Below are 6,092 nucleotides of genomic sequence, written 5' to 3' on the forward strand. Positions count from 1 at the left end.
CACCCGCGGCGTCGCGCGTCGGGCCGTCACATCGCGTCGAGGAAGGAGAGCAGCTCGGGGATCCGGCCGAGGGCGTCGCGCGCGACGAGGAAGCCGACGATCCCGACGATCCACGCCGTCGTCTCCCCTCCGGTCCGCTCCATCCAGGCCGCCACCCGCTCGAGCAGCGGCTGCACGAGCCGTGCCGCGGCGAGCCGGCCGCCGAGCAGCAGGAGCGCCGGCAGCACCATGACGACGCAGTACGCGGCGAGCACCCCGAGGCGGGCCGGCGCCGCGAGCGAGGAGGAGCCGATGATGCCCGTCGCCGCGAGGTAGGGCAGCATCGTCGCGACCTCGAGCAGCGCGGCGGCGAGCGCGAGCGTGACGAGGCCGCCCACGCCGGTGTCGGTCTCCGTCCCCATCGCCCGCTCCCGCCACCGCAGCAGCCTGCCGGGCCGCGCGGGCTCCCCCGGCGGCTTGCGCCCGATGAAGAAGCTGCCGACGAGCATCGCCGTCCCGAGCACGAGCTGGAGCCGGGCGACGAGCGGGTTCTCGAGGACGGTGTCGAGGTCGCCGAGCACCGCGCCCAGCCCGGCGACGAGCGCGATGCCGAGGAGCAGGTAGAACCCCGCCACCGTCCCGAGGAAGACGAGGATCCGCCCGACCCGGACCCGGCCGGGCGTGAGGAGGAACCAGATCGGGATGAGGAGCGTGCCGAAGCTCGTCGAGTCGACGAGGGCGAGGACGGCGAGGGTCGCGGCGGTCGCGGTGGTCATGCCCTCGACGGTGCCGCCCGCCCGCCCTCGCCGTCGTCCGCCGACGGACCGACGCCACCACCACCGCGCGTACATCCTTCGACGGACCTGGTCGCGTCCGGGCGTGTGCTGGGATGGGGACGTGCCAGGCCTGGTCGGAACGTTGCGGGAGCGGGTGCGCGGGACCGAGCGCGCCCGTGTGGTGAGCGACGCCCTCGCCACGTTCGTCGCCGGCCTGGCCCTCCTCGCCGTCGGGCTGGTCGGCCTGTGGGGCGGCGGCCCGTCGCTCGCGACGAACCGGTGGTGGTTCGTCCTCACCCTCGCCGTCATGTGCGCCGTCATGCTCGCGAAGGCGCGCACCCCGCTGCTCTCACTCGGTGCGGGCGTGCTCCTCTTTGGGGTCGACGCGCTGCTCGGGGGCAGCATGGGCGCGATGCTCGGCCTGCTCGACCTCATCTACTCGGCCGCCCTGCGGGTGAGCGGCTCCGCCCTCCGCAGGCTGAGCGTGGCGGTCGTCCTCAGCGTCACGGGCGGCGCGGCGGCGGCCTTCGTCGCGACCGGTGACCTGCGAGCCACGGCGAACGTCGCCCTCCTCGCGTTCGCGGTGCTCGGCACCCCGCTGTGGTGGGGACGGTCGGTACGCCAGCAGACCGAGCTCGCCGCGCTGGCCTCGGCCCGCGCCCGCGATCTGGCCCGGATCGGTGAGCTGCGGGAGCAGGAGGTGGTCCACGCCGAGCGCACCCGGATGGCCGGTGACCTGCACGACGCGCTCGCCAGCCTCCTCTCCGCGATCGCGATCCACTCCGAGGCCGCCCTGAGCGCGCCGCGGCCCGACGAGGAGGACCGTGCGGCCCGCCGTGACCGGCAGGCCCTCACCGCGATCCGCTCGGCGAGCGTGGCGGCCCTGCGGGAGATGCGCGCGATGATCGACCTCCTGCGCACCGGCGACGAGGCCCGCACGAGCCCCGCCCGGCTCGCCGAGCTCGACGCGCTCGCCGCCGGGTTCCGCGGCCAGGGGATGGAGCTCACCGTCGCGTCCCCCGCCGCATCCCCCGAGCTGCCCGCGGCCGTCGACCAGGCCGCCTACCGCATCGTCCAGGAGTCCCTCGCCAACGCCCTCAAGCACGGCCGCAGCGGGCCCGTCGACGTCACAATCGCCCTCACCGGCGCGGCGGTGCGGGTCGAGGTCGCCAACGCCGTCGACGGCGTGCTCCCCCCGTCCCCGGCTGGCACGGGCGTCGGCCTGCTCACCATGCGGGAGCGCGCCGAGGCCCTCGGCGGGAGCTTCCACGCCGGCCCGTCCGACGGCCGGTGGCACGTCCGCACCACCATCCCCCTCGAGGAGACCCCGTGACCATCCGCGTCCTCGTCGCCGACGACCACGCCGCGATCCGCTCCGGGCTGCGGCTCATCCTCGAGGGGGACGAGGACGTCGCCGTCGTCGCCGAGGCCGCCGACGGCGCGAGCGCGGTGACGAACGCGCGGGCGCTGCGCCCCGACGTCGTCCTCATGGACATCCGCATGCCCGGGACCGACGGGATCGCCGCGACCCGGACGATCGTCGCGGAGGGGCTGGCCGACGTCCTCGTCCTCACGACCTTCGACCTCGACGAGTACGTCTTCGGGGCGCTCCGGGCCGGCGCCGCGGGTTTCCTCCTCAAGACCGCCGACGCCGCGACGCTCCTCGACGCCGTCCGCCGCGTCGCCGCCGGGGAGGGTGTCGTCGCGCCGGAGGTGACCCGAAGGCTGCTCGCCGCCTTCGCGCAGGCACCGGAGCCCGTGGAGGCGGAGGTCCCGGCCGACGTCGCCGCACTCACCGACAGGGAGCGGGAGGTGCTGGCCGGGCTCGGGCAGGGGCTCTCGAACGCGGGCCTGGCGCAGGCGCTGCACATCGGTGAGGCGACGGCCAAGACCCACGTGTCGCGCGTGCTCGCCAAGCTGGGCTGCACCTCGCGGGTGCAGGCCGCCATCCGCGCCCGCGAGGCCGGCCTCGCGTGAGACGGCCCCGCACGTCGCACCGGGCAGGTGGCGCGACGTGCGGGGCCGAGCGGTTCCTCAGGCCTGCTGGGCCTTGATGAGGTCGGCGTACCAGTGGGCGCTGGCCTTCTTCGTGCGCTCCTGGGTCTCGTAGTTCACGTGGACGATGCCGAAGCGCTTGGAGTAGCCGTAGCCCCACTCGAAGTTGTCGAGCAGCGACCACACGTAGTAGCCGCGCACGGGCGCACCGGCGGCGACGGCGTCGCTGACGGCCTGGACGTGGTCGCGCAGGTACTCGATGCGGTCCAGGTCCTGGATGCTGCCGTCGGTCTCGACACGGTCGGGGAAGGCCGCCCCGTTCTCCGTCACCATGAGCTGCAGGCCCGGGTGCTCGCGGTGCATCCGCACGAGGAGCTCGGTGAGGCCGCGGGCGTCGATGGACCAGCCCATCTCGGTGTACGGGCCGGGCTGCTGCGGGAACTCGATGTCCGCGCAGGCGGGCCACGGGCTGGCCGTGCTCGCCCCGTGGCCGTCGGCCTCCTCGCGCTCCCCCACGCCGTCGTAGGCCCGCACCACGGTGGGGCTGTAGTAGTTCACCCCGAGGACGTCGAGGGGCTGGCGGATGAGCTCGAGGTCGCCGTCCCGGACGAAGGACCAGTCACTGACCGAAGCCGTCGCCTCGACGATGTCCTGCGGGTAGGAGCCGGTGAGGACCGGGTCGAGGAAGACGCGGTTCTGCAGGCCGTCGATGCGCTGCGCGGCGGCGACGTCGGCGGGGGCGTCGGTGGCCGGGTTCACCCAGGCGAGGTTGAGCGTGAGCCCGACCGTCGCGTCGGGACGCTCGGCGCGGATCGCCGTCGTCGCCAGGCCGTGGGCCAGGTTGAGGTGGTGGACGGCGGCGAGGACGTCGGCGTGGTTCGTGCGGCCGGGGGCGTGGACGCCGCTGCCGTAGCCGAGGTAGGCCGAGCACCACGGCTCGTTGAGGGTGATGAAGGTGCGCAGGCGGTCACCGAGGCGGGCCGCGACGACGCCCGCGTACTCGGCGAAGCGCTCCGCCGTCGCCCGTGCCGGCCAGCCGCCGGCGTCCTCGAGCGCCTGGGGCAGGTCCCAGTGGTAGAGCGTCGCGGCCGGGGTGATGCCGGCGGCGAGGAGCTCGTCGATGAGGCGGGAGTAGAACTCGACGCCCTCCTCGTTGACCGGGCCGAGGCTGTCGGCGGTGACCTGCGGGGTGATGCGGGGCCAGGCGATGGAGAAGCGGTAGGTCTGCAGACCCAGCTCCTTCATGGTCGCGACGTCCTCGCGGAAGCGGTGGTAGTGGTCGTCGGCGACGTCGCCGGTGTCCCCGTTCTGCACCTTGCCGGGGGTGTGGCTGTAGGTGTCCCAGATGGAGGGGGTACGGCCGCCCGCGTCGGCGGCGCCCTCGATCTGGTAGGCCGCGGTCGCCGCGCCCCAGACGAAGCTCTTGGGCAGGTCGAGGCGGAGCGCGTCGGGCGCGGTGGTGGTCTGGATGCTCATGGTGTGAATCAGGGCGCTGACGCCCTGCTCCCTTCTTCGTGGGTGAGAGGTGGCGTCAGCCCTTGACGGCGCCGGCCATGATGCCGCTGACGATCTGGCGGCCGAGCAGGATGAAGACGACGACGACGGGCAGCGTGCCGATGAGGGTGCCGGCCATGATGATGGCGGTGTCCGGCACGTAGCCGCTGCCCAGGTTGTTCAGTGCGACCTGGACGGTCGGGTTGGTGGAGTTCAGGGTGATGACCGGCCAGAAGAAGTCGTTCCAGGCCGTCATGAAGGTGAGCATGCCGAGCACCGCCATCCCGGGGCGGGCGATCGGCAGGACGATGCTCCAGAAGGTGCGCAACGACGTCGCGCCGTCCACGCGGGCGGCCTCGATGAGCTCGTCCGGCAGGGACTGCATGAGGTACTGCCGCATGAAGAAGACGCCGAAGGCCGAGACGAGCGTGGGCAGGATGACCGAGGACAGCCGTCCAGCGAGGTCGAGCTCGGACATCACCATGTAGAGCGGCACGACGCCGAGCGTCGGCGGGATCATCATCGTGCCCAGCGTCATGGCGAACAGCTGCTTCTTGCCCTTGAAGTGGAGCTTGGCGAAGGCGAAACCGGCGAGCGTGCAGAAGAGCAGCGTCGCGACGGTGACCGTGCCGGAGACGATGACCGAGTTCGTGATGGCCAGGCCGATGTTCTGCTGGTCGAGCGCCGTCTGGATGTTCGCCACCAGGTTCGGGCCCGGGGTGAGCGGCGGCGGGGACTGGACCATCTCCGACATCGGCCGGCTCGCCGCGACGATCATGTAGTAGAAGGGCGCGATGAAGAGGAAGGCCGTGACGCCGAGGACGACGTAGGTGAGCCAGCCGGCCCCGTGGTTGTCGCGCTTGCGCGAACGGCGCGGCGCTGCCAGCGGCGTGCCGGGGATGGCGGGCGGTCGGGTGATCGTCGTCATCGGTCTCCCCCGTCGGTGAGGCGCTGGCGGGTACGCAGGCGCACGAGTGCGGTGTTGAGCAGGACCAGGACGATGATGAGCAGGAAGGTCACCCACGCGACGGCGGCCGCCCGGCCGAGGCTGCCGAACTGCCAGCCCTGCTGGTACATGAACAGACCCAGTGTCTGGTACTGGTTGACGGCGCCGCCGTTGGGCGTCCCACCGCCGAAGAGCAAGGGTTCACCGAAGAGCTGGGTCGCGCCGATCGTCGAGACGACGACGGTGAACACGATCGTCGGGCGCAGGCCAGGCAGGGTGATGTGGCGGAACTGCTGCCACCGGCTCGCGCCGTCGAGGGAGGCTGCCTCGTAGAGGTCGAAGGGGATCGACTGCATGCCGGCGAGGTAGATGAGCGCGTTGTAGCCCGTCCACCGCCACGTCACGATGACGGCGATGGCGATCTGCGCGGTGAGGTTGCCGTTGCGCCAGTCGATGGCCTCCATGCCGACGAGCGACAGCATCCAGTTCGCGAAGCCGCCGTCACGCCCGAAGATCTGGGCGAAGACGAGCGTGGACGCCGCGACGGAGGTCGCGTACGGCATGATCATCGCGATCCGGAAGAAGTTCCGGGCCCGCATCCTGTAGTTGAGCAGGTGCGCCAGGCCGAGGGCGAGGATCAGCTGCGGCACCGTCGAGAGGACCCCGATGGTGAAGGTCTTGAGCAGCGCGTTGTAGAACTTCGGGTTCTCGAAGAGCCAGACGAAGTTGTCCAGCCCCACCCAGGTCATCTCCGAGTTGAGGCGGAAGTCGTAGAGGCTCAGGAGCCGGTGAGCCGCCGCCGCAGGGCACGCAGCACGGCGCTCGCGGCCCACACGACGCCGGCCCAGCCGGCGCCGCGCACGCCGGTGCGCACGTCCTGCTTGACGTCGCGCCGACGACGG

At 72.4% G+C, this 6,092-nt stretch carries 6 protein-coding genes; 2 read left to right on the top strand and 4 right to left on the bottom strand.

Going from position 1 to position 6,092, the window contains the following annotated elements:
* Positions 1–26 precede the first annotated feature (26 nt).
* Positions 27–755 (bottom strand): GAP family protein, encoded by a 729-nt coding sequence (locus ACWPXV_RS16925; RefSeq protein ID WP_454086318.1) that lies wholly within the window; start codon positions 753–755, stop codon positions 27–29.
* Positions 756–876: 121 nt separating this feature from the next.
* Between ACWPXV_RS16925 and ACWPXV_RS16930 the strand changes: the two genes are divergently transcribed.
* Complete coding sequence (locus ACWPXV_RS16930; RefSeq protein ID WP_454086319.1) at positions 877–2,088, top strand: sensor histidine kinase; 1,212 nt, start codon at positions 877–879, stop codon at positions 2,086–2,088.
* Complete coding sequence (locus ACWPXV_RS16935) at positions 2,085–2,732, top strand: response regulator (protein ID WP_454086320.1); 648 nt, start codon at positions 2,085–2,087, stop codon at positions 2,730–2,732. The genes ACWPXV_RS16930 and ACWPXV_RS16935 overlap by 4 nt, the downstream gene beginning before the upstream one ends.
* 57 nt (positions 2,733–2,789) lie before the next feature.
* On the opposite strand, the gene ACWPXV_RS16940 is transcribed toward ACWPXV_RS16935, so the two are convergent.
* From ACWPXV_RS16940 to ACWPXV_RS16950, 3 genes are all read right to left on the bottom strand, one after another.
* A complete protein-coding gene (locus tag ACWPXV_RS16940) occupies positions 2,790–4,235 on the bottom strand; it encodes a GH1 family beta-glucosidase (protein ID WP_454086323.1) in 1,446 nt (481 codons plus the stop codon).
* Between the two features lie 46 nt (positions 4,236–4,281).
* Positions 4,282–5,172 (bottom strand): carbohydrate ABC transporter permease, encoded by an 891-nt coding sequence (locus ACWPXV_RS16945; protein ID WP_251840836.1) that lies wholly within the window; start codon positions 5,170–5,172, stop codon positions 4,282–4,284.
* The coding region (locus ACWPXV_RS16950) for a carbohydrate ABC transporter permease (RefSeq protein WP_454086321.1) at positions 5,169–6,092 on the bottom strand (924 nt) is incomplete at its 5' end. The genes ACWPXV_RS16945 and ACWPXV_RS16950, both read right to left, overlap by 4 nt.

It is taken from the genome of Georgenia sp. Marseille-Q6866 (genome assembly GCF_965111665.1).

What these genes read in the sequence shown, in the direction of transcription:
- ACWPXV_RS16925 (WP_454086318.1), bottom strand. Translation starts at nt 755, where the DNA reads ATGACCACCGCGACCGCCGCGACCCTCGCCGTCCTCGCCCTCGTCGAC.
- ACWPXV_RS16945 (WP_251840836.1), bottom strand. Translation starts at nt 5,172, where the DNA reads ATGACGACGATCACCCGACCGCCCGCCATCCCCGGCACGCCGCTGGCA.